At 58.9% G+C, this 24,202-nt stretch carries 12 protein-coding genes; 7 read left to right on the top strand and 5 right to left on the bottom strand.

The window, feature by feature from the left end; genetic code table 11:
- Nucleotide 1: 1 nt before the first annotated feature.
- Both brxD and ASH04_RS24735 read left to right on the top strand, forming a co-directional pair.
- Nucleotides 2-1,315: a BREX system ATP-binding protein BrxD gene (gene brxD / locus ASH04_RS24730; RefSeq protein WP_235580092.1), complete on the top strand. Its 1,314-nt coding sequence runs from the start codon at nucleotides 2-4 to the stop codon at nucleotides 1,313-1,315.
- A gap of 3 nt (nucleotides 1,316-1,318) precedes the next feature.
- On the top strand, nucleotides 1,319-3,388 hold the full coding sequence (locus ASH04_RS24735; RefSeq protein WP_057474822.1) for a DEAD/DEAH box helicase: 2,070 nt from the start codon (nucleotides 1,319-1,321) through the stop codon (nucleotides 3,386-3,388).
- A 156-nt stretch (nucleotides 3,389-3,544) separates the two neighbouring features.
- On the opposite strand, the gene ASH04_RS24740 is transcribed toward ASH04_RS24735, so the two are convergent.
- From ASH04_RS24740 to ASH04_RS27465, 5 genes are all read right to left on the bottom strand, one after another.
- On the bottom strand, nucleotides 3,545-8,887 hold the full coding sequence (locus ASH04_RS24740) for a DEAD/DEAH box helicase (protein WP_057474823.1): 5,343 nt from the start codon (nucleotides 8,885-8,887) through the stop codon (nucleotides 3,545-3,547).
- Entirely contained in the window at nucleotides 8,880-9,926 is a 1,047-nt protein-coding gene (locus ASH04_RS24745; RefSeq protein ID WP_057474824.1) for a hypothetical protein, read from the bottom strand. Before ASH04_RS24745 ends, ASH04_RS24740 begins: the two co-directional genes overlap by 8 nt.
- Entirely contained in the window at nucleotides 9,923-12,007 is a 2,085-nt protein-coding gene (locus ASH04_RS24750) for a hypothetical protein (RefSeq protein ID WP_156394656.1), read from the bottom strand. Before ASH04_RS24750 ends, ASH04_RS24745 begins: the two co-directional genes overlap by 4 nt.
- The gene (locus ASH04_RS26730) at nucleotides 12,004-12,900 is read right to left on the bottom strand and encodes a hypothetical protein (protein ID WP_156394657.1); all 897 of its coding nucleotides are present in this window, start codon (nucleotides 12,898-12,900) and stop codon (nucleotides 12,004-12,006) included. The genes ASH04_RS24750 and ASH04_RS26730 overlap by 4 nt, the downstream gene beginning before the upstream one ends.
- Before the next feature lie 656 nt (nucleotides 12,901-13,556).
- Complete coding sequence (locus ASH04_RS27465) at nucleotides 13,557-13,682, bottom strand: hypothetical protein (protein WP_268793688.1); 126 nt, start codon at nucleotides 13,680-13,682, stop codon at nucleotides 13,557-13,559.
- A 449-nt stretch (nucleotides 13,683-14,131) separates the two neighbouring features.
- On the opposite strand from ASH04_RS27465, the gene ASH04_RS24755 reads away from it, so the two are divergent.
- The 5 genes from ASH04_RS24755 to ASH04_RS24775 all read left to right on the top strand — a co-directional run bounded on the left by ASH04_RS24755 (nucleotide 14,132) and on the right by ASH04_RS24775 (nucleotide 24,171).
- Nucleotides 14,132-14,554 carry a hypothetical protein gene (locus ASH04_RS24755; RefSeq protein WP_057474826.1) on the top strand — a complete coding sequence of 141 codons (423 nt, stop codon included), beginning with the start codon at nucleotides 14,132-14,134 and terminating at the stop codon, nucleotides 14,552-14,554.
- Nucleotides 14,555-14,652: 98 nt separating this feature from the next.
- Complete coding sequence (locus tag ASH04_RS24760; protein ID WP_235580093.1) at nucleotides 14,653-17,385, top strand: PD-(D/E)XK nuclease family protein; 2,733 nt, start codon at nucleotides 14,653-14,655, stop codon at nucleotides 17,383-17,385.
- A gap of 1 nt (nucleotide 17,386) precedes the next feature.
- Nucleotides 17,387-20,653: a UvrD-helicase domain-containing protein gene (locus ASH04_RS24765; protein WP_057474828.1), complete on the top strand. Its 3,267-nt coding sequence runs from the start codon at nucleotides 17,387-17,389 to the stop codon at nucleotides 20,651-20,653.
- A gap of 319 nt (nucleotides 20,654-20,972) precedes the next feature.
- Nucleotides 20,973-22,574, top strand: coding sequence for a hypothetical protein (locus tag ASH04_RS24770; RefSeq protein WP_156394658.1), 1,602 nt, complete (start codon nucleotides 20,973-20,975; stop codon nucleotides 22,572-22,574).
- Nucleotides 22,575-23,547: 973 nt separating this feature from the next.
- Entirely contained in the window at nucleotides 23,548-24,171 is a 624-nt protein-coding gene (locus ASH04_RS24775; protein WP_156394659.1) for a hypothetical protein, read from the top strand.
- Nucleotides 24,172-24,202: the final 31 nt, after the last annotated feature.

The raw sequence follows: 24,202 nt of genomic DNA on the forward strand, positions 1-24,202 counted from the left end.
CATGAGCCCACGTCGCCGAAAGGACATCGTCGATGCTCTGCGGCGTGGAACCGTGCCTCAGCAGGGCCTCGATATCTTGGCGGTAGGGTTGGCCAAATTCCAGGATGCGGTCGACGAGGAGTTGCAGACGGTTTCGGGTGGTGGTGCCGTATTCAAGGCGGTCCGCGGTGAATATGGTTCTGGTAAAACGTTTTACACGCGTTGGCTGACCGAACGCGCCAAGCGTGCGGGATTCGTAACCACTGAGATACAGATCAGCGAGACCGAAACTCCGCTTCACAAGCTCGAGACTGTGTATCGCCGGCTCACCGAGAATCTCGCCACACCGACTACCCCGTCGGGAGCGCTGCGCGATGTTGTCGATGGGTGGTTCTATATTCTCGACCACGACGCGAAGGATGGCGTGACCAAAGCCGGCGAAGAGGGGACACTCGACCTGCTACAACGTCGCCTGTCTGGTATCTCGAAAGAGGCACCCGCGTTTGCTGCGGTACTTCGTTCCTATTGGCTCGCGCAGACGGCGGGCGACTCGTCTACCGCGGATGGTTTGTTGGCGTGGCTCGGTGGTCAGCCACACGTGGCGTCTTCGGTGAAGCGTGCTGCAGGAGTCCGTGGGGATCTCGACCACTTCGGTGCCCTGGGATTTCTTCAGGGCCTCCTGACGGTTCTTCGCGACTCGGACTATGCAGGGCTCGTCGTCGTGCTGGATGAGGTCGAGACGTTGCAACGCATGCGAAGTGATGTCCGTGAGAAGTCTCTGAATGCGTTGCGGCAGCTCATGGATGAGATCGACGGCGGCCGCTTTCCCGGGTTGTACCTCGTCCTCACCGGGACGCCGGCATTCTTCGACGGTCAGCAAGGAGTTCAGCGACTCCCTCCACTCGCTCAGCGACTACAGACCGACTTCACAACCGACGCGCGCTTCGACAACCCGCGCGCTACTCAGATCCGCCTCGCGGGATTCACCCCCGATTCGCTTCTGGAGCTCGGTAGTCGTGTTCGCGACATCTACGCGTCTGGTGCGAAGGACCCTGACCGCGTCAGGGACCTAGTCGATGACGACTACTTGAAGGATTTGGCCTCTGCGGTCGGTGGAGAGCTCGGAGGACGTACCGGCATCGCCCCCCGACTCTTCCTCAAGAAGCTCGTGTCAGACGTCTTGGATCGCGTTGACCTTTTCGACGACTTCAACCCCCGGCGCGACTACAAGCTCACAGTCGACGTCGGCGAACTTACTCTCGCAGAGCGCGAAGCCCACCTGCGCGGCAACAGGTCTGCTGCTGGGAGCGTCGATGAAATCGAGTTGGATATCTAACGGATGACCGCTCCAACAGGTCTTGACGCGGCCATTGAATACCACGTCGTCAACTCGTTGGGCTGGCCCGGGTTGCGACCACTACAGACCGCGGCGGTTCTGCCGGTACGGTCCGGAACCGACTGTGTACTCGTCGCACCCACGGCAGGAGGCAAGACCGAAGCAGCCGTTTTCCCACTGCTGTCGGAGATGGTCGACGGCAATTGGTCGGGGACGTCGATCCTCTACGTCACACCGCTTCGTGCACTCTTGAACAACCTCCATCCCCGGTTGATCGCCTACGGCTCATGGCTCGGCCGCAGCGTCGGGCTGTGGCACGGGGACGTGGGCCAGTCCGAACGTCGCAGAATGCTCGGCGATCGGCCCGATATCCTCTTGACCACCCCAGAATCTCTCGAAGCCATGCTCGTGTCGCGTCGGGTCGACCACGAGCGATTCCTTGGGTCGGTGCGAGCCGTTGTGATTGATGAGCTGCATGCGTTCGCCGCCTCTGATCGGGGCTGGCACCTCCTTGCGGTGTTGGAGCGGGTGGAGCGGATAGCGGGTCGCACGATCCAACGGGTTGGATTGTCAGCCACCGTGGGAAACCCCGAGACCGTCGGTCTCTGGATGCAAGGGTCGACTGATGGTCGTCAGCCGGTTGCCGTGGTGCGCGAGGACTCGAAATCCGCAATGGAACCGGAAGTCACCCTTGATTACGTCGGCAGTATGGAGAATGCGGCGACGGTGATCTCTCGACTGCATCGCGGCGAGAAGCGGTTGGTCTTCGCGGAGTCGCGTCGTTCTGCGGAGGAACTTGCGTTTCTTCTCCGCGAGCGCGACGTTCAGACGTACGTGTCCCATTCGTCACTGTCAGCTGACGAGAGACGGATGAGCGAGCAAGCTTTCGCGGAAGCCAAGGACACCGTCATCGTGGCGACCTCGACGCTCGAGCTCGGTATCGATATCGGGGACCTCGACCGCGTAATCCAGATCGATGCCCCGCGCACTGTGTCGTCGTTCTTGCAGCGACTCGGCCGAACTGGAAGGCGTCCAGGGACAAGTCGAAACACCCTGTTCCTGTCGACCAGTCTCGACGGTTTGCTCGACGCTTCCGCGGTGCTGCTGCTGTGGAAACGAGGATTCGTCGAAGACGTTGTCGCTCCACCCCATCCACGTCACCTGGCTGCTCAGCAACTCCTCGCGTTGGCTTTGCAAGAAGGTGCGTTCGGCGCATCCGATTGGTCGAGGTGGTGGGGGGACCTGGCTCTGATGGCGGATGGCCAGGAAGTGCTCGACTTCCTATGTGAACGCGAATTCTTGGTCGAGGATTCTGGTTTGCTGATGATCGGTCCACGCGCTGAGAAGGAGTTCGGGAAGCGGCACTTCATGGACCTGCTTTCGACATTCGTGGCAGATCTGGAGCTGCGGGTTGTCGCGGGGGTCAAGGAGATCGGGTTCATTTCGCCGCTCGCTATCCCTGCCCCCGCAGACCGTAGTCAACGGCCTCTCGTCCTTGCTGGTCGCAGCTGGCTCATAAAGCATGTCGACTGGGAGCACTTCACGGTGTGGGTCGAGGAAGTCCAGACGAAGGGCGACGTGAAGTGGCCGTCCAGCGCGGTCACGCAATCGTTCGACATTTGTCAAGCGAAGCGTGAGGTATTGCTGGGCGCGGTCCCCCCCGTTGCACTGTCGAAACGTGTCCCGGATGCTTTGGGGGGTCTTCGCACCGAACGCGCTGCGGAAGTCAACGCGGACGGCATCGTTCTGCAAGGTCGTGCAGCCGGAGGAACGCGGGTTTGGACATGGGCAGGATTGAAGGCAAACGCGACGCTGCTAGCGGGACTGAACCTCGTTGCACGTGGGACGGAGAATGAGAGCGTTCTCCTTCCTGATGGCATATCGGGAACAGACATCAGAGGAGCTGATCCCGACGCAGTCCCGAGAATCGACGAAGAAGCAATTACCGGACTCAAGTTTTCGGTTGCACTGCCGGTTGAACTCGCCGCAAGAACACTTGGTGAGCGACTCGCTGATCCGCGCGGGGCCAGGGCAACTGCCAATTCCGCCGTCGTCCGATACGGAGACCGGTGATTCAGACGGCGAGCTTCCCTGGTGCGGTGCAGAGTCAACTCGCAGTTGGCCTCAGGGTGTGATCGATCGGTTCACGCAACATTGCCGCGTGCGTCGTCGACAGCGGCAGAATATCGAGCACGAATAGGCTGGCCGCTTTGGGCTGATTGTTGGCGGCTAACCCAGAGGTGTCCCACTGACGACGTGGCGATGCACGGCCGGCAAGTCGCGCAAGATTGCGAAGTCCGGGATTGCAACCGCGCGTTCGCCGGATCGAGGTGTAAGCCCGAGTGACGTTCCGGCTGACGCTTGATCAAGCAAGCTTGGATACACGCCGACTACGAATTTTGCACCGGGCTTCGAGATCGCCAAGGGCCGTTCGCGCGATCGATCAGTGCTTGCTGACCAACCATCGAGTTCGAAGAACCTCCTGAGAGGGGCGAGCAGTTCCTCCTGATGCTCCGACCCAAGCAGCCCAGGCACCGTCCCGTTGATTGCGTAGTCGAACAGGCTTAGAGCAAGTTGCCGATCCAAACGGCTGTGAATGAACCGGTTGCGGTAATGTCGCAGGCATCGGGTGCACGACTGAGCACAATCGGCTGGGCAGTCGACGAGCAATTTGCGTACTTGGTCTACGACGCCGTCAATTTCGCGACCCGCATCGGCAGAGTATCCGGCACCTCCCGCTGCAGTGTCGTACAGGAAGATCTCGGCAACGCTGGTGCCAGCCACGTCGGACATCCGATGGGAGTAGCCGGCGCTGATTTCACTATGGTCGATGTCTAGATGAATCGTGGTGCCGAGCGCGAACGCTTCCGCGAGGGTCAGCAGCGCATCGTTGACCCAGGGATGCGTCGGCCGAAGGTCCAGAGGCGATTTGCTGTTGATCTGCAAGAGCAATGTGTCTGTCCTGAACTGGTGAGACAGGAAGAGCCGCTTCTGTATTCGACCATTGCAGGACGAACGAACAGTTGGGGGTGTCAAGAACGGGACCCGATGGGACCCGTCGGACGGAATTGTCTCGTTGGGCCATGCGGCACCGCACTTCTCGCACACGCCGAACCCTTCGTCGTCATCGCCGCGGTTGACAACGATCAACTCGACGTCGCGATGGAAACAGGTCCGGAAATTGGTCCCTGAGCTCTCGCGCCATTGCAGCTTCGAACGGTCGACGAACTCTGGCATCTGTGCATTTCCGGCCGACGTATAGATCTGCGTTTCGTTGCTTTCGTCGACGTGCCGACCACCCTCGGGGTAGAAACCCCCAGGGGAGAGGAGGCTTCGCGCAATGAGTTGGCCACCGCAAACTGGGCAGGGCTCTAATTGGCCTTCCGCCGGCGAGGTTTCTTCGAGTCGAACATAAGGACAACGGACACATCCGACGTGTTGTTCGAGTTGCTGCTCGAAGTAGGGAACTGCGGGGTTCCAGCGATGTTTTCGGTCCGTTGGCGGAAAGTAGATTCCGCCACTTCGATACGTCCGCTTGTTGACGACAATTGTTCTGCCGGGTGCATACTCGCTCAATGCCTGCAGCTTCGCCAGCTGGGGACGTTCTTGGATGATTATCCGGTCCTTCTCATTGCGACCCTCGATATAGAAGGAACACACGTCTGTCGGGAATGCGTATTTCGGGAGCAGGCCGGCGTCGAACAGTGCATCGAGAAGAGTGATGGGACGGGTGCCCTCCTGCAGTGCAATGACATGCGACTGGCCGATCTCGTCCAGCGATGCCAGGAAGTTGCGCGCTGTCTCGACTATGTAGATTGCGAGTCCAGATTCTTGGCCGACGCCGAGAAGGTTGTTCGGAAGCCAGGACACGGCGCGTGTCGTTTCAACGGCTTTGGGGGAGCCGAAGTTGCGTTCAGTCCAAGCCTTGAACGAGCCAAACGAAAGTTGGGAATCGGACTCTCTGAAGAAGTCCGTCGCTGCTCCGAGAGCTGCCATGACGTCTCCGGCCTGAACTCCGGGATGTTCGGTGTCGATGTTTTCGTGAAAGAACGTCTGAAGAATGTACGAGTGGACGTGCCGCCGAGCGAGCTTCTGGTTGTCGTCTTTGATGCGGAGTGCTGATACTGGTCCGCTGATCATCCAATGCGGATGCTGGAAGTAGTACCCGTCGTGAGGCGCGCCGTCGGAGTAAGTCAGGACGGTCGAAACCGCGCTACCGCGCCTGCCGGCGCGTCCTGCTCGCTGTTGATAGTTTTCGCGCATCGGCGGCATGGTCCGCAGGGCTACCGCGGTGAGGGAACCGATGTCGATGCCGACTTCCATCGTTGTAGTGCAGCTCAGGACATCGACGACAGGAGTTCCGTCACCCAGGTCAACGTTCTGGAAACGGAGCTCGAACTTCTCGGTGGTGGCGAATGCAGTTGAGTCGTCGCGCTGGGAGAGCTGTGCGGTGTGTTCTTCGGCGTTGATGTGCATGGGGGTGCGTCCACCCAGGACGTCCATGAGCGGTGCGCGTAGGTGGTTCTTAGGTGCCCATGCTGAGGAGTGCTCGGGGCGGCATTCTTTGAGGTTGACGGAATTACACCGGTAGTTGACACATTTGCCGAAAAGGCCCACTGCGAAAATTGACCCGCAGTCGCCACAGCGTATCCACGTTTCGTCCAAGGCGAGATTGATTTGGAATCGGTTGAGATCCAGGGCATCTGCAGAGGCGTTGTCGGTCTCAGTGGGTTGGGTTAGGACGCCGAAGAGTTGCTCGCGAAGCTGTTCGTGCGGCTGGCCAGATCGTGAGCTGATCTCGCCGAAGAAAGTTTTGAAGGCGTCGATCCGTCGGGTCTCTTGATAATACGGAAGCGCCTGTCGACGGACGGCGTTCGGCAGGCGTGGATCGAGCGCACCATGTTCGAGCATCTGGCCGACCCATGCAGAGACGATCTCGTCGATCTGCGAGCCATCAAAGCGTACGTCAAGACGATCAAATTGCTTCAGCAGCAATCGCCGCGCTTTCGGTGATGGTGATAGCTGCACTGCGTTTGCCGCAGTGAGTGACTTAGTCTGGTGGCACAACTGACGGAACACGGCGAGGCGGAATGACAGGGGAGCGTTTGGCTGCCATTCGAAATCGAAAGCGTCCGCGAGATCGCCCTCGTAAGATTCGGCGAATTCGTTCCTATCTTTGTTCAACCGAATTTGGTCTTCACCGTCGAAGAATGTGAGGTCCTCGCGCTCGCACACCCCAACGAAGCCTGCATATAGCTCGGTCAGTGTCGGCCAGCGGTCCAGTGCACCTTTCAAGTCGTGAATGGCAAGGACCAAGGCCTCGCGTATTGTGGAATCTTCTACGTCTCGTGGTAGGTCCCTTGCTAAGCGGGCCGCTTTTTGCCGGCCGTCAGAAAAGACCAGAACCTTACGTCCGCCGTTCGGATGGTGCGGGCTCCGTGGAAAGGCTGCTGGTTGAGTCGCAAATTGCTGACGTATAAGATCTGCGAACGCAGACTCACCGGTCGTAGCGAGGCTCGTCAGTGTGGAGAAATTAGCACGCTCCGCGGATTCGAGGCAGCGGGCGCACTTGGAAAATTGTTCCGTGACACCTTTTTTTCGCAAGCTTGCACGGAACAGAAGTCGCGTCCCCTGCGTGCCCGGCTGCTCGATCCGCCCAGTCGCCATGTCGAGCCCAATCGGTCTAACGCCCAGTTTCGCCGCAGGGTGCGGTTCGCCAAGGAAGAGCTTCACCTCTTTCAGCGGTCTGCCGCCCCCGAGTCGGCCCCCGGGCTCGTGCCACAGGAAGCCACCTTCCTCGTTGGATTCGTATCCGCGGATGTAAATTGCTCCGCATCGTTTGTGAGAGAGTATTTCGTAAACGCGGCTCCCACAATCGCATTGCACGCGAGGACTATCGTAGATCTGCCCGAGGAGATGGGGTTCTGGTCGTTCACGAACCGCACCGCACTGGTCGTCGATGCATCCGAACAATGTGGGAGCGGCCCGGTACATCATATGGACGCGCGAGGGCAGTACCGGCTGGTGCTCACGCCCGGGCTGAACGCGGCGTGCGAATGCCCCGAGTGTGAGTAGTCCGTCGAGTGCGTTCTGCTGCTGCGGTGCGGAGTCCGCAGCTTCGAAGACCGTTCTTGCGAGCTCGCGCAATTCGGTCGCGTTACCGGAGCATTGGGAGATAACCATGTTGGCTGGTCCGAAATCCGCCAGTGTGCGTCCGAGTGCCTGTCTTGCATCTTCGACCCCACCGTCGTCGTCGATGTCGACATAACCAGCAAAATCACCAAGAGCATGTTTGACCTGCTTCGGGGACTCGGCGAGCGACAATGCAGATCCGTCGACTGTGGCGAGCAACGTGGCCTCTTTAAGGGTGGCCTTGGCTGGGGCGGCCACCGTTTCGACGGTGCCACGTATAACGGAGAAGGGCCTAGTTGCAGATTCCCCCGTCAGCGCGTGCGCGAACTTGATGGCACTAGCATCGCCGTCGTCCGCACTTAGGCTCGCGCTGGTGAGAATGCATCTCATTCGGTCGCGCGTCACCCCAAGTCGCGCGCCGAGCCGACGAATCAAAAGCCCTACTTCGGCTCCGGTCGCGCCGCGATACATATGCGCCTCATCGAGTACGAGTAGAAGCTCATTTTGCTGGTCTGCCTCGAGCCACGCCCGTGTCTGGTCGAAGATCGGCCGTTCGATCGGGCGGAGCAACATGTATTCCAGCATCGAGTAGTTGGTCACCAAGATATCCGGTGCCGACTGCTGCATTTCGTGACGTGTGAACAGCTCTCGGTCGTGCAGTCCCGTCGTGTACTGATCCCGACCAGGCCGTGAGAACTCGGTCAGGTCTTTGGATGGCCAGCGTCCTCGCTCCTTGAGCTCTCGGACGAGTTTGTTGTCCGACTTGTCGAGGTTGGAGTAGTAGTTGACCAGCTCGGCCAGCCTTCGTTTATCGCGTTCGTTGGTGCGCGTGTTCGGATATGGCGTTCTACCCGTGTACATGCCGAAGTATGGGTGGCGTCCGCCATGATCGCGAAAGTATTGTGCAACACGTTCGTCGCCGAACAGTCTTCGGAGGCGGGATGTTTGATCGCTGACGAGCGCGTTGAGGGGGTAGAGCAGTAGAGCGCGAACCCCGTGTTGCTTGATGCTCGGACGATCCGCCTCGCGTGCGAGCATACCGAGAATTGAATACAGGAAGGTTTCGGTCTTGCCCGATCCAGTACCGGTTGCGACGATGAGGTCAGAGGGTGACACGGGGTTGAAGAAGTGTTCGAGCGCTTCAGTCTGATGCAGGTACGGCGGGTGAATGCCAACACCAGGTGACAAATCACGCAGGTCGGTAAGAACTGCTTTGACGGGATCTGGCACATCGAGTTCCGTGAAGGACGGCCCGTACATATAGGACGGGGTGATCTCCACATGCGGAGTCTGAGCGATTACTCCGGGGCGTTCGAGCAATTCTCTGCGTCGCTCAGCGAGATCGGCGTTGTCGATCGGTGAGTTCGTTTCGATCGACCGTTGGAAACTTGCCCGGACCTGACTCGCGATCTGGGTTGCGCCGACGTCGCCTTCAGCCATGCCTCATGTCCTTACCAAGATCAATGCCCAAGTCTTCGAGCATCTGTCGGATCTGATCGCGATGGGATGTCGCGTCAAACTTATAGTTGTACTTGGACGCGGGTAAGCGTCTTCCCAGAGCGGTCAAGGCGCGTATTTCAGGTGCGGGCACAGAGTTGTGCAACGTCACTTCGGCGACACCGTTCGGGGACTCGTACCATGTGGCTTTCGTGGGATTGCCGGCGTGCAGATCGAAACCGTACATGAGCCGACGAGCGTCGTCGCGATCGATTTCGCATGTCCCAACTACTTTTCCAGACTCGACTCGCGCGAGACCGTGAACGCGCCAGTGATTGAGCACTGTATGCCTGTACAGATAGGTGCCAAACAGGTTCTTGTTGCTTGGCATCCAGCGAACCGCTTGTATCGAACGACGTTGCGCGGAATCGGGGAGGTAGAACTCGGGTTCACTGAGCGGGCCATCGGAGATTTGGCTTGCTGCAAGGAAGTCCGATGTCCAGGTCGATAAGCCAGTGTCCGGCCGCCGGGCCCAGAACCAGAGACCGACCTTGGGCAGCGTCAGGCGGGTGCCGAGTGTGGCGTTCGTGATATGGCGGGCCGCGCCCGCACACGTTATTGAATCCCGAGAAACGTGGTCGAGCAGCCGAAGTGGGATTCCGCTGACCAGCATGTTCGGCTCTGCGGTCTCAGACTCCACGATGACACCCGGGATGCTGACCCAGTACCCGTTTCCGAGTTCCGCCAGGTCGCCGAGATCTGCCAGAACGTCGAGCTGTGCCCTCAACAGGTCGCGTCGCTCGCTAGCAGAAATCTCTGGAGCAGCTGTTTCGAGCGACTTGTCCACTGCGACTGCGCGGTCTAAAAGCGTCCGAATGTATACAGGTGTTTCAGCGTAGGTTGATGCCCAGGTGACTGCACGCAGCATTTCGTACCGGCGGCTGTCGCCGTCGAGCTCATCTTGCAACGCGAGACTTCTTGCGATCTCCTTCCTGGCGCTCCGTGTATCCACTACGTGTAGACCGATATCAGTGCTGGTCATCCGAGCCGCATTCGTAGTCTCTGTACCAGCCCTGAATACCGCAGAGACATCTCCTCGGTCATCGATATGTTTTTCGCGATGCTGTTGGCGAACTCTCTGTACTCAATCTCGGTGAGTGATGTTGCTGCGGCAGGCAACAATAAGCAAACTGCTACGGAGCGACGCACATGATCGTCGGGCTGCAGGTACGAAAGCCACGATGCAAAACGATCCGCTGCAAGGAAGATATCGTCGGTAATCGGCCAATGTGGCTCGACCCCGCTGAGCAGATCTTCAGCGATGTTTGTCGCTGGTTGTTCAGGTTCAGGCAGTTCGATATGTGAGTATTCCGCGCTTGACGTCCATTGCGGAAGCGTCGGTGTCTCTATGGCTACGGCATATCCCCAGAGGTCAGGGCTGATGCGGGCAGACGTGACGCCAGTCGCGATGGTGCCTGCGATTCGGATGTTCCTGGTGTGGTCAAGGCCTTCCAATTCAGCACCGTTCCAACGGTTTTGGAGCCACGGAACAAGGTACGACTCTGTAGGTGCTTGATTGAGTTGCTCGAGTACCACAACGACTTCTCCGCTATCTGCCGCCGCTGTTGCGCTTGACAGCAGCTGGTAGTTGCTGCGGAGCTTTCCTGGCTTTCCGGAATGCAGGCCGACAAGGTCGTTCGGGTGCAGGAAATCGTGCGCGATCGGCATTCGAGCATGGCGGCCACTGTAGGCGATGTCCGCGGCCGTGCTGATCGATGCAGCCCCACCGTTGCCTAGCGTTACAGGTATAAGGCCTGCGAGGAATGCGCTGATCATCCGCTGCAAGGCTATCGACTGAAGGCCATATTGCGTTGCCGAGGCACGAATCCTTTTTTTGATTGCCGCACTGCTGGTGAGCAATGATGGTGACACCGTCCGGATTTTGACATCATCAGCTGGTCCAAGGCCAACCTGGCCAGTCTGTGACGGCGAATGAATGGCCAGGGCGCGGCCGATCACGGAAGACGCCAACCTCTCTCTACTGCCCTCGATGATTTCCTCGACCGCAACTGCGACGTCTGCGCGTACCTCCTCGCTCCGGGCTTTCGCGGCCTGGTGGGCTGTGTCGAATTCGAGTTGGGCACTCGCAACTTGCGTACGTAGTTTCCCGAGTTCGTTCTGAGCCGTAAGTTTCTGCCTTACAAGGTCGTCGAAGCGCTCGTGCTCTTGCTTGACTTTCTGTTCGATCCTCAGTTGCTCACCCCGTTCAGCATTGAATCGGGCCTCTTCGATTGCTTGGTCCATGAGTCTGACGACGTTCGGGAGGCCGCAAAGCTTCGATGCAACCACCCCAGCCAGGCGCTGCGCTGTGGCAGCATCTTCACAAGCTTGTAGGGTCCGTTCAATAAGTTCGTTGTTCAGCGTTTCGTTGTCTTCGGATCGGTTGGCGAGCCAGTCTCCGATCTTGCGGAGTGTGGCCGCAGCCGCTTGCATTTCAGCCTCATCGACGTCGAGGTTCGAAAGCGTCGAAACTGCAAGGTCTGCGACAGAATTTACTATCTCGTCGTCCGAGCGGCTGTCGTAGTACCCGACGACGGGCAAACGATCGATTCGGTCGCCAACGAGATACCCATCGATAGGTGTCGTGATCATGCCGGCGGCTCGACGCATTTCGAGTCGTGCTGGTTTCGGGGCATGGAGCTTTCTGCGGTTCAATCGAAAAGGTCCGAGCAGAATACCTCCATCAGATTCTACGAAGATATCTGTTGAAGCGCCCGCCCATCGAGGTGCAATTAACTCGTCAATTTTCTCGGCAACGCTTCGTGCAGTCTCGGGATTTTTCGGGGCAACTACGACGTCGGCCGGGCGAGCAGGGCCTAATTTGAAAACTTCTTCAGTTTTTCCAGGACGGCTGGGCGATTTCAGCAACTCGGATACTACGAATGCATTGTTGTCTACGTTCGGATCGTTTGGTGCCTTGAGCGGCAGGCTGGCCTTGAAATCTTCGGGGTCGGCGGCCTGCCATGCATTGTCTACAAGAACAAAGAGCGGTTCGATCCTCTTGTTCGTGCGGGTCTTGACAATAAGCTTGCCGAGAACAAGTGTTCCTTCTTGAACGGTCATCTCTGTTTTCTCCATTGCCAATCCGAGTCGGTTTGAACACCGTCGCGTCGATGAGTCTGTTCAAGCCCTCTCAGGGTCCGGTAGGCGAAGCTCCACGCGGTGTGTCTGCGAGTGCTTCGACTGGGCGAGCGCACAGGCTTGGGCGTAAGCAGATCTTCGAGCTCGGCCGACAGTGGCTCTGATACCAGATTGGTGTCCACCGCTTGTTGACTCTTGTGTGCGTTTTCCCCAAGAAAAGTTTCGCCGGGAAGGCCTGTGTGATCGATCCGAAGTACTCCAAAGCTGCCGGCCGAAATTTCTAGTGATTGAGCATCGGTCCCGATTAGTTGAAGCCACTTGTTGAGTCCGTCTGCGCCTATATGCGAAATCCGAGATGGGAGCTGGTCTGGATATCGAACGAATGCGGAGAAGTCCAGCGGCATTTGGTTCGTGACTTCGAGCCTCATATTCTCGATTTCATTTACTTCGAGCGAGCAATAGGGTTGACAGACCTGTGTGCCGACTCGGAGGAACCATGCTTGCGCGAATCGACCATCGAGCGAGTGAGATTGACGCTCAATGTGTAAAATATCGCCCGATCTTGTCCTGATTCGGATGTTTTGCGAGCCTCCGGTCACTCGAGCAAGCTGGCCGGTTGCATCAAGGCGCAGTGCCGCGATCACTCCATTCGATTCGGCGACGAGTGAATCGGCGACCGAAGATGGCGCAACGATAGGACTGTCTCCATCATGAATCACATGAGTGCCGTCGTTCCGATAGTAGGTCGGCGGCGTGATCACGACGGTAGGGTCGCGCGCTTCCGTGATCGTAATTCCCGCGGTTGCCAGCCACTGACGGGCCTTGGAAACGGTTCCAGTCGTGACAACAAACTTCCATGCCGCGAATCCGTTCAAGTGGCTCAGTCTCTGGGGATTGAGTGACTCCGGCGGTTCTGCCGCCAACGGTGAAACCCATAGTGCTGTGGTTCCTAAGTAGAGGTGTCGACTAGGTGTGCACATTTGGTAGTCGCCGCCTCGGTCCTGCCCGAACACTGCTCCATTATGGGGGATCTGTTGCACTTCCCGATTCCAGCGGTCGGAGTTCCAGGGCCAGTTGCCCTCTGTGTACACGCGACGAACCTGATTGGCGGGGTCGACACTAGCGGTCGTAGTTCCTGACCCGGGCCACAGGCAGAGCCCGTTCATCCGTGATACGTCTCCGTTCTGGTGCTGTATCGCAAGCTGCCGCGTTTGAAGCTCCGTCACGGACGTCAACGCGAGCTCTTTCTCAGTGAGATCCGGCAACTTGAGGTATAGGTTCCAGTCCATCTCGTGCACTGCTACACGGAGTTCCAGGCGCGAGTCCGCCGATCCTACCCACGAAGAGCCACCGAGTCCGGCATGGTAATCGGGACATCCAGGAGACGCGTCGTTGTGCCTGAAGTAGGCGGCGTTAATGTCACCCCGTGCGGGGATCACGTCTTTGAAGCATTGAGGACAGCTGAACGGATGGTTCCGATCCGCGTGCGCGGCATCGACGAGCGCCTCGTCGTGCCAATCCAAAGCGGTTTTCAAAGACGACTCCGGTCGAAGCTGTTGATCAGCGGGACGCCGCGGCCGGCGAGTTCGAGGATGGCAGCCGGATCCCCTTCGTCCACCTTGTGATGCACCGTGTTGTCCTTGCCATGATCCTGCATCTGTCCTCCGAACCTCGTCGTTCATCACCCGACGCTGCCAGGCAACAGAGCGCGCTAGCGCCGTTATCAATCACACGCTATGACACGACACCGACCGAGTGCTGTAAAAACGGTATCGGACATTTCGACAACGAGCTTAGTGGTGCTAAGGGTGTGTTGGGTGGTTCATTCGGATGAATGACATGCACCCGTGTGCGTTGTTCGATGCTGGACTGTCTGGGTGCTCAAATAGTGGGCTGCTTGTTCTGTGAGATGAGGGGAAAGGACGTGTCTACTCGGCAAATCGGCGTCCTGTATGAAGCGGTGCGGTGATCGACGGCTGCAACAGTCACAGAGCACCGCGTCACGACGTGATGAAACACTTTGCCGCGTGAACGAGATGAACCAGAACGTACGTTTTATGTCGATCGAGGAGTACCGAAATTACCGCAACTGATGTCATCTATGGAGTGCACGAAGGTCAGCTCGTCTTTGTCGGGCAGTCGCTTGGCGAGGAGCTCGTCATGCTTCGCACGGGGGTCGCAACCTGGGGAGAGGCAAAGGCAAGTCTGAATCCAACCCGGTGGAAGCAGATCATTGACAAGCTGGCCGACGCCGAAATTGCTGTGCCGGAGAATGACCAGTTGTTTGTACTGGACGACATTCCGGGCCACCTGGACGGTGACTGGCCCGAATGGCCGGCTCAGCTGATGCTGACCCTCGTTCCTCATTCGATCGCCGATAAATACGGTAGAAAAATCGACAGTGTCTTGAACGGACAGTTCCTCGAATTCGACGCAGCCGACGTGGAGAAGATCGTTGCCGAGATGACCGCCGCAGGGTTCACCTGCGTCAGGAACGACGGCCTCGTGGCAGCCGCGAGCGGGTTCTGAGTCGTGAAGAAGCGATGAGTCGCGATCTCTACCTAGAAATTTGTGAAGCGGCACTTCGGGCGAAGGCTGCGAACCCACTCTCGCGGGTCACGGTGATCGTGCCCAGTCGAGGTGCCATACGAGACGTTCTGCAGTACCTCGCCCGACACGGCGGGGTTGCCAACGTCCGAGTCCTGACACTTGACCTGGCCGTCGAGACACTGGCTGCCCCTGCACTGGCACCCCGAGTGCCACTGGCGTTCCCGCATCTTGCCGCGTCCGTGCAGAAGGTGCTCGCCGACGACCCCGGAGTCTTCGTCGATGTTGCGGATCAGCCCATCACCGCCGAAGCCTTGGCCGCTGCCTCACGCACGCTCGGTGCGATTGCTGGTCCATCACCCGCCGACGCGACTCCGCTCGTGCGGGACATGCTCCGTGTCCACACTGCCGCCACCGCCGCGCACACCGATACGCAATACCTTCCGCACGAGGCATACGCCGCCGCAACATCTCGCATCGATGAGCTGGGTGAGGTGGTTGTGCTTCTCCCGACGGCCGCGGACGCAGGAGCATCGCAGTTTCTCGACGCTCTCTCCAGTCGGGCTCACTTGATCGAGAGCGATGTTGACCCGCTCGGCACCATGGTGATTCACGCATCGGACGCCGACGACGAGGTTCGGTCCATCACGAGACTTGTCCGTCAGCATCTCGCAGACGGGGTTCCCGGGCACCGGATCGGCGTGTTCTATGCGAACGCCGATCCTTACCTACGCTTGATCCACGAGCACTTCGACAGCGCGGGAATCGAATTCGCCGGCGAACAGTGCCACACCATGAGACATCGGCCGGCCGCACGATCACTGCGCCGACTGCTCAGCATCGACACCGACGTCATGCCCCGACGTGAATTGCTGTCGATCCTGTCCGAACGCGTCGTGACCTGGTTCTACGGAACTCCTATCGCAGCTCTTCCACTTCGGCGCGTCGAGCGTCTGACGCGCGCGCGGATCAAGATTGTCGGCGGCTCCGACTGGGAAAGACTCACGGAGCTGGACTCAGAGGACCGGGACGCTAACGTCGCCACAGCATTGCATTCCTTGGTGACCACCCTCCGCGATGATCTCAATGCGGTCGCAAGCGCCGCGGCGTGGTCTGAGGTATCGCGATGCGTGATTGACGTTCTAGGGCGGTACTTCAACAGCCGGTTGAAGCAGTCAGATGATCCCACCACCAAAGACTTACGTGCCTTGACGATGATTTGCCAGGAGCTTGGCGAGCTGGACGGCGTGGCACCGCCGCCTACCTTGTCGGGAATCGTCAATGCGATCTCCGTGCGAATAGATGCTGTGCCGGAGACAGTCGGAAACACGACATCCGCCGTCACCGTCGGCACACTGGCCGCCGGCGCAGGACGAGACTTCGATGTGAGCATCGTCCTCGGCGCGGCCGAGGGCATTCTCCCAGCCACACGACGCGAGAATCCGCTGCTGCCGAGCGCAGTCGTCGGCCGCACTCTCTCCGACGAGATCCAAAACCAGAAGGCGCAATTCCTGGCCACGCTGGCGTCGGGACAGAAGCACCGAATCGTGTCCTTCCCTCGCGGGAGTATGCGCGGGGGAGCAGAGAAGGTTCCGTCGCGGTGGCTCATGCCCACGCTGGATGCCCTGTCCGGAAACAAGATCGGCGTCGTCGACTGGCAGAAGCAGACTGCCGACGTCGAGTCCATCGTCACGGTCGAGTCGTTCGACGTCTCGACGCAGACCGTCGATCCTCGCATCGGCGTCAGTGCCGCCTCGGAGACCGAATGGCGGCTGCGAGCACTGGCAGAGCACGCAGCAGATGACCGCCGGGGCGCTCTGGACGACTCGATCGTCGATGCGGGGATGGAACTTCGCAGCGACAGACTGAAGGGCAAATTCACCCGCTTCAACGGCAACGTCTCCCACATCGAGAACGCCGTCACGTTCTTCGATAAACCGGTGTCGGCGAGCAGGCTCGAAGACTGGGTGGCGAGTCCGTACCGCTTCTTCGTCAAGACAGTCCTCGGCGTCGACACACTCGATGACCCCGACGACGCCGCGCAGCTCGATCCGCTGACCCGCGGCAACCTGATTCACCTTTCCCTCGAGCGCTACGTCCAAGGAACGATCGACGGCATCGACGCAAGTCTCGAGCACCTCATCGAGGTCTCCGAAGAGGTCCTGGCCGACGCCCGCGTCGACGCTCCCGGATGGCTGCCGCAGCTGTGGGAGAAAGACAGCAGCATTATCCGTCGTGAACTCGTCGAGTGGTTCGAGCTCGACCGAACCGACCGCGAAACGGGATGGACACCAATGCACGTCGAACAGAAATTCGGAGTCGAACCCGATGTCGTGGTGCTCGACCTAGCCGGCGAGAAGATCGCGTTCGCCGGGAAGATCGACCGGATCGACCGGCATACCGACGGCCGAATTCGGGTAACCGACTACAAGTCCGGTCAGTCGACGTCGTACAAGAAGCTCTCCGGATCCGAGCCGACCGACGGCGGTACCAAGTTCCAGCTTCCCGTGTATGGACTCCTGGCGCTGACGATGGGTGACGACGTCACGACGCGCTACTGGTTCGTCAACCACAAAGCGAGGTACGAGACGATCGGCTATCCGCTCACCGATGCCGCAGTCGAGGTGCTTAAAGCAGACATCTTTCGGGTGCACCGGATGATTCGCGCCGGGTACTTCCCGCCGCGTCCACCGGACAGCTTCTGGGCCAACCCGCTGATCGACCTCATCGGGACAGCCGGACTGGAACGAGCGTGGTCGAGTCTGCGAGACGTGCCCGAGCTCGCCGACTACCGCGCGAAGTACGGAGACTGACATGGCAAACCAAGACACCCTGTTGGTCGACCGCGTCGATCGAACACGCATCGCAACCGACACCTATGCAACGCTGTTCGTCGAAGCCGGCGCAGGAAGCGGCAAGACGCACTCACTCGTCGAGCGCATCTGTCACCTCGTACTCTTCGATGGGATAGAACTCGACCGCATCGCAGCCATCACGTTCACCGAGAAGGCTGCGGCCGAACTTCGCGAACGAGTCCGCACACATCTCGCGTCCTTCTCCGGTGATGCTGCCGAGAAGGCGATGGAGCAGATCGATACAGCGGCGATCGGGACGCTGCATTCGTTTGCCGCACGCATCGTGAGCGAACATCCGCTGGAGGCAGGGGTACCGCCGCGTGTGGCCGTCGTGGATGCCATGGGGTCGCAGCTCTCGTTCGAACGCCGCTGGCGGAGAATGCGGGCTGCGCTCTTCGCCGATGAACACGCCGCGCCCAGCGGCCTCACCGACGCACTGCGCATCATCCTGGGCGCAGGAGCGTCACTCGATCAGGTACGTATTCTCGCTGACGCTCTCGATCGAAGCTGGGACAGATTGGTCGTCGCCGACGTTGCCCCTTCGATGGCCGCCGCGAATATCGATGCTCTCCTGCGTGCTGCCGATGAGGTGGTCGATTCTGGAGTTGACTGCTCCGACCAGTCCGACAAGCTGGCTATGCGGTTGTCCTCGATCGCAGAGTGGCGAGTCGCTATGGCAGACGCCCGGTCCTCCACAGCCTGGATCGCACTCGCGGCGGAATGCCCGTCGAAAGGCAGCGGCGGCAAGGGATCCAACTGGGTCGGCGGCGCTTCGCAGGTCAAGCAGATCAAGAACTCGATCGACGACTTGAACGCTGCGGCCACTGCCGAGAGGACTCGGTATGTCGCGTCAGCTCTGGCGATCGTCGTGCATCATCATTCCCGGGTGATTGTCGACGAGGCCGCCGAGCGTCGTCGACGGGGCGAGCTTGAGTTCCACGATCTGCTCGTCTACGCCCGAAACGTGTTGCGTGATGACGACGTTCGTCGGATCGTCCACAGCTCCTATCAGCGGATCATGCTGGACGAGTTCCAGGACACCGACCCTCTGCAATTGGAGATTGCCCGGTTGATCGTCGACGGACCTGACGAGTCGGGCCGACTGTTCACGGTGGGGGATCCGAAGCAGTCGATCTACAGGTTCCGTCGCGCAGACATCGCGTCCTACATGGCGGCGCGTGATGCCACGGATACCGCTGACGTGGTTCGACTCACCACGAACTTTCGCTCCACGAAACCTGTTCTGAGTTGGGTGAACTCGGTGTTCCGATCCCTGGTCGTCCCCAACGGCTATGTTCAGCCCGACTACACGCCGCTCGATCCAGCACCGGGTCGACCGGAATGGTCTGTCGGAACAGATTGGGGTCCGACACCATTCGTCTTCGACGACTCCGGTGACGCCGTCGACGACGAGCACTTGTTGACTGCCTCGGAAGTGCTGCGGGCTCGGGAATCACGGGATGTCGCGCGCATCATCGCCACCGCACTCGACCAGGGGTGGCAGAAGGAGGCCGGTGGGTTCGGCGAATACACACATCGACCAGTGAACCTCAGCGATATCTGCATCCTCATCCCGTCGCGCGCTGTTCTGCCCTTTCTCGAGCGCTCTCTCGATGACGCCGGTGTTGAGTTCCGCTCCGAGGCATCATCGTTGGTCTATTCGACGCAGGAGGTCCATGATCTGCTCGTGACCTGCCGCGCCCTGGCAGATACTGCGAACGAAGCTGCGGTTGTTGCTGCACTGCGGACGCCGCTGTTCGGTAGCGGGGACGATGATTTGCTGCGGTGGAAGGCAGTGGGAGGACGGTGGGACTTTTTCTCTGACGCACCCGCGGGTCTGGAAGATTCGCCGGTCGCGGCGGGACGTGCGTATCTGAAGTCGGTCTGGTTCGAGCTGGGGTTGTTAAGCCCCGGTGCTTTGCTGAGTCGTTTGGCTGCCGACCGTCGGGTGTTCGAGGTGTCGATGGATTCACCACGGCATCGGGACGTGCGGCGTCGACTGCGGTTCGTCATCGATCAGGCGCACGCGTGGTATGGCGAGGACGGCGGCGATCTGCGGGACTACCTTGCCTGGGCACAAACCCAGCAGGACGAGAACGCGCGCGTCACCGAAGCGGTGTTGCCTGAGGTCGGGGTCAATGCTGTGCGGATCATGACCATGCACGCCGCCAAGGGACTGCAGTTTCCGATGGTCATCGTTGCGGGAATGAGCGGAGGATTCCGGACAACGTCCGATCCGGTGGTGTGGGGCGATGACGGGACGATGCATCTGAATGTCTGCGCTGCAGTGCAATCCGTCGATTACACGAGCGTGTCCGCTATTGAGAAGGCGCACACCGAAGCCGAACGAGTTCGTCTCCTGTATGTGGCGTGTACGCGGGCGGAGAGCTTTCTTGCTGTTTCGGGCTATGTCGGTGCGAAGGGGAGTTGGGGCAAGACTCTGGCTGCGGGAACCGCGGGCGTTCCCAATGTGGTTCCCGATCTGATCGAGCCAGTGCGGATCGAGGACAGGGGTCAGTCGAGTTCGGTTGCTTTGCAGAGCTGGGACGAATGGCAAGCCGAGACTGCGCGAGTGACCGAGACATCTGCGCTGCCGTCGACGGTGTCCGCGACGCAGATTGCGCATCCGGTTCTGCCTGTACACGAAGCAGTGTTGGAGGAGTACCGGTCGGCAGACCTTGTCTTCCCTGCGAGCTCTATCGAGGTGGTTGCGCCACTGGTCGGGTCTGTCGAGAGCGGCAAGACGCTGGGTATCGCGCTACACGCGCTGCTGGAAGCGGTGCCACTCGATTCGGGACTGTATTCTGAGTTCGACGAGAAGGCCAGGAACGCAGGCGCCTTGGCCGGTTTGGTCGATCTCGATCGGTTCGTGCTTATGGCGAAGTCGGTGTTCAGCTCCGAGCCTGTGCAGCGCGCTGCCGCGCGAGAGTATTGGCAGGAAATGCAGCTCGCGGGAATGTCTCCGAACGAGACCATCGTCGTCGAGGGAATCGCGGACCTGGTGTATCGCGAAGACGACGGGTCGCTGGTGATCGTGGACTACAAGACCGATGTGGGGGTTACGACAAAGACGCTGGAGGCCTATTGGACCCAGTTGTCGGTGTACGCGGATCTGCTCGGTCGGGCGACTGGGGAGACCGTGAGTCGGGTTGTGTTGGTGTTTGCCAGAATTGGATCTCCGGCTGTGGTGGAACGTCCTGGCCTAGGATTCCGCTCAGTCCCCTGATGGGCGGTGGTTAGACATCAGCCGCACACTCTGTGTAATTTATCCGGGCGCTTCCGCGCCGGCGACGTCCGCGACAGCAGCGCGCATGTGTCCCTGACGTCGGTTCTGCGCAATCCCTCAAAGTGGACTGACGTAACCTGCCGTCGGACAGACGCTGAGAATACCGACTAGGCGAGTCAACCATTGCACCCTCAGGCGGTGCGGCGCGCTGTCTGAGGGCAGCATGGTGAGCTTACGGAAAGAGCCAATCCGAACTGTTTCCGTGCTGTATGGTTCGGCTGACCATAAGTGAGTCAAATCGTGGATGTGCGGAGGCGCGGTGACCCTTCTCTACCGATCAATATGGCGTGATGACCGCCCCCATCTGGTTGAGGACGTACGCGCCGAGTTCGCTGAGTGGGTGCTTGATCGTTCAGGCGGTCTCATCGAAGCTATGGATCCCGGCGAGTACAGGGCGGAGGGAATCGGGACCCGCGGGGCGCACAGTGATATCGATGTAAATGTAGAGTACGCCGATACGGGCAGTGGGGTCTTGCGAGCTTCCTACGTATTGCATACCGGACGGCGCGAACGTTGGCACACTGTGGTTCGATCGTGGGTCGATGCAGGAGGTCAGGGTTGGTGTTGGGTTGACAACTCGGTAGTGGGTGATGACATCTCCCACCTGCATTCTATCGATGTCATAGCGCCAATGATCAGCTCGCTACTTCTTCGCAAAGCGGTCAACCCTCGGATCGGTGAGACTCCGATCTCTGATAAACCACTGTACTTCGACTCCATCGATCAAGTAGATGACCTCGACGAGATGGTCACCTCTTTCGAGCGCACCGCACCAGTGGTGGTGTTCGCGCGGAACGATAATCGGTTCAAGCAATACGGCGGTGACTTCGCGTATCAAGAAATAGTAGAGCGCGCCGCGCGGCGGACAGCGGGGATGGCGCTCATTATTGTCGCGAATGAGCGCGTCGCAAATGAACTGACCGATCGGTGGGGGCGGGAGTTCGGAGTTTACAACGGCGCATTTCGCATCTATGCGCGCGACGTAGATCCAGCGGTGGCGGAAACGGCAAAACGCCACAGATATGTCACTGCCGACAGATACATGCGTAGCGTCGACGCGGCAGCATCTCAAGTGGGACGAATCGTTGGTCCTCAATCAGCACTTCGGCGTCCTCCGGAGAGTTTCGCGACTGCTAAAGCGCAACTTGACACCGACCGATCAGGCGCGGTTGATGTGGCGAAACTTCAGCGCGATCTTGAAGCGGCTCGTGATGAGGTTATTTCAGCGCGTCAGGAACGAGAACTCCTCTTGATGAGGTCTTCGACAGCGGATCAGCTTCAGAGTCTGCTAGATCATGCTCTCAAGTTACTTATCCGGGCAGACGTCTACGACGTTTTCGACGACGACGGAAGGGGCGGTTTCGCCGAAGTGCCACCGCAGACCTGCGGCGAATCGGTGGACCGGGCGAATCGATTCTTAAGTGACCGATTGGTCATTCATCCGGAAGCGCTCCGGGGTGCCAAGCAAATGGATAAAGGACAATGGCCGGCGCGCGCGTGGTCGGGGTTCCGAGCGTTGCACACTTATGGAAGTTATATGGCCGAAAATCCTCAAGCGCGAATGGATTTTTCTGACTGGGCCGAAAAGTTTGGCGCATCGACCGGCTGGAAGCCCGGTGATATAGCAAAAGGTGAAACTGGTGCCGTCAAAGGGAATAGCAAGTTTATGCGGGCGAGGATGTTTCCGATCGATACTGCCGCTGTCGAAAGCGGAGAAACGGAGATGCTAGCGCACCTGAAAGTCCAGAAGCGCGGCGGAAATGATATCCCTAGAATATACTTTGTCTGGTCACAGCTGACGCAGAAAGTTCACATTGGATTCTTTGGTCCTCATGAGCTGGTGCCGAACACGAAGAGCTGATTGCGGTCAATGTGTTGGCGACATTCTTGATATTACGTGTTATGAACAGTTTGCAACTGCCGTTCGTAAAGCCTCTCGACGCTCGCGTATTTCCTCTCTGATTTATCGAAGTTTTTCGACTACGTTCGATACTAGCCTCGCTCAAGTGACTTTGTGCGGATAAATTTGGTCAATATGCTCAGGCGTTTCGGAAGGTAGATCGTTTGACATGCGAGTGGGATTCGGTGATTTTCCGCTGCCATTGAGCGGTCCTTTTGGTGCTGATTGGTCGCGTTAGCGAAACGAAGAAAATCAAACTTTTTGGTGGCGATCCTGCATTAATTTGGAAATTCGATTTGGCGTGGTCGGTATGAGGTGCGTTACGATGCGATAGATGCACTTGACGTATTCTTTTATTAGGATCGCTTGATTTGTTTATCTGCCAAAAACGAAACACTCATAATCGCCATTTATTAAACTGATCGGAAATTGTGGTATATGGTCGAACCGGTTCGGTGACAGGCCTTTTGTCGAGGGCTATAATCTACCACCAGTCTGGAGCGGACGGCGAAGCGAAGAAGCTGAGCCAAGACACCGTTGGCGCGAGTAGTTGCCGACACTAGCAGCGTTGCAGGCACTCTCATATGATCGAAACTCGGCTCATATCAGCCAGAGTCGCGATGTAGAAGCATCGAAACCGCTGTTGTCTGCCGGCAGGCGGGGAGGCTCTGGTGTTCCGGCCTTTGGCATCGGTGATGACATAGCGAAGATCGATGATCTGTTGATTTGGTAGGCGTGTGGTCGTGGGGTCAGCTAGGCGATGTGCTTCAGTGCCGGATCGCAACCAAGAATTCATTTGATAGCTTGAAACTGTATGGACTGATAGCAAGGCTAATCTCGCTCACTTCACGAACCGTCGGACTCGCCGAATCTCGGAACCGATGTATGCTCTCTGAGTCCGCGACAAGCGCGGAGGGGATGCACGGGGGGCCGCATGCGGGTGGTTTATTTGGCAACGGTGGTTTTGGTAGCCGGCTTGGCGGCGGGATGCGGCGATGAGGGCAGTCAACCCAACTCGTCCGCTGCCAGTGCAGACGCTGCGACGACCACCTCCGTTTCGCAGCGAGCTCAATCAACGAGTACGCCGCCCCAGGCCACGATTTCGCAGTCCACTGCTGCACCCGCAACGACGACTGGCGTACCTGTGATCCGTAGCGGCAAACAGTCACTCACTCTGGCAGACGCGCAAAAGACAACCAGCTGGCGTGAGGGCAGTTTCGATGTGCCGAAGGTCGCCGGCCCCGTGCAAGCGATTGCGACGGATGTCGGGTGTTACTCCACGCGCGAGTTGGAGTTTCGGTTCTCTCTGCAGACCGGCGTACTGAATGTGGCGGTGGCGCAGAGTCAAGACAGCGAAAATTCTTCGGTAAGTCTTCAATTCAGTCTCTTGGCAGACAATCGTTCCGTCGACGTGAAGAAGATTGGTTTTGACCAGCAAGCTGTGCTGTCGACACAGCTGGACGGCGTGAGTGTAGTCAAGGTCTTGGTGGATCGAGTAGATGGTGTCGGGAGTTGTTCGGATACCACTGCTCTGCTCACCTCGGTTGAGACCGCCTGAGGGATTCCGAGTGACGGATGGGCCTAGCAGC

This window comes from Rhodococcus sp. Leaf233 (genome assembly GCF_001426165.1).
GTDB lineage: Bacteria > Actinomycetota > Actinomycetes > Mycobacteriales > Mycobacteriaceae > Rhodococcoides > Rhodococcoides fascians.

Excerpts from the sequence above, each read along its gene's own strand:
- brxD (WP_235580092.1), top strand. The coding sequence starts at position 2 with ATGAGCCCACGTCGCCGAAAGGACATCGTCGATGCTCTGCGGCGTGGA.
- ASH04_RS24735 (WP_057474822.1), top strand. The coding sequence starts at position 1,319 with ATGACCGCTCCAACAGGTCTTGACGCGGCCATTGAATACCACGTCGTC.
- ASH04_RS24740 (WP_057474823.1), bottom strand. The coding sequence starts at position 8,887 with ATGGCTGAAGGCGACGTCGGCGCAACCCAGATCGCGAGTCAGGTCCGG.
- ASH04_RS24745 (WP_057474824.1), bottom strand. The coding sequence starts at position 9,926 with ATGACCAGCACTGATATCGGTCTACACGTAGTGGATACACGGAGCGCC.
- ASH04_RS24750 (WP_156394656.1), bottom strand. The coding sequence starts at position 12,007 with ATGACCGTTCAAGAAGGAACACTTGTTCTCGGCAAGCTTATTGTCAAG.
- ASH04_RS27465 (WP_268793688.1), bottom strand. The coding sequence starts at position 13,682 with ATGCAGGATCATGGCAAGGACAACACGGTGCATCACAAGGTGGACGAA.
- ASH04_RS24765 (WP_057474828.1), top strand. The coding sequence starts at position 17,387 with ATGGCAAACCAAGACACCCTGTTGGTCGACCGCGTCGATCGAACACGC.
- ASH04_RS24775 (WP_156394659.1), top strand. The coding sequence starts at position 23,548 with ATGCGGGTGGTTTATTTGGCAACGGTGGTTTTGGTAGCCGGCTTGGCG.